The sequence below is a fragment of the Rhodococcus sp. KB6 genome, from assembly GCF_001445685.1.
In the GTDB taxonomy this organism is placed as follows: domain Bacteria; phylum Actinomycetota; class Actinomycetes; order Mycobacteriales; family Mycobacteriaceae; genus Rhodococcus_F; species Rhodococcus_F qingshengii.
This window is the reverse complement of record NZ_LNAK01000132.1, coordinates 1-241: the sequence shown is the minus strand read 5'-3', so window position 1 is coordinate 241 and position 241 is coordinate 1. Positions and strand designations below refer to the sequence as shown.

At 52.7% G+C, this 241-nt stretch carries 1 rRNA gene; it reads left to right on the top strand.

What is annotated here, in order from left to right:
- Nucleotides 1-54: ribosomal RNA gene (locus ASU23_RS19925) — 16S ribosomal RNA — on the top strand; the annotation flags it as partial.
- Nucleotides 55-241: the final 187 nt, after the last annotated feature.

Here is a 241-nt window from a genome sequence, read left to right as displayed (position 1 = left end):
ACGAAGTCGTAACAAGGTAGCCGTACCGGAAGGTGCGGCTGGATCACCTCCTTTCTAAGGAGCATTCTCCAATCCAATATCCACACAGGTGGATGGTTGGTTGGCAGAGCCTGTTTCGGACCCACTTGTGGTCCGGCAGGAGCTCATGGGTGGACGCTGACAAACTTGATCGTCGTACGGTTTCTCCTCTGTGGGAAACCGACGAACAATATATCGACATACTGTTGGGTCCTGAGAGAAC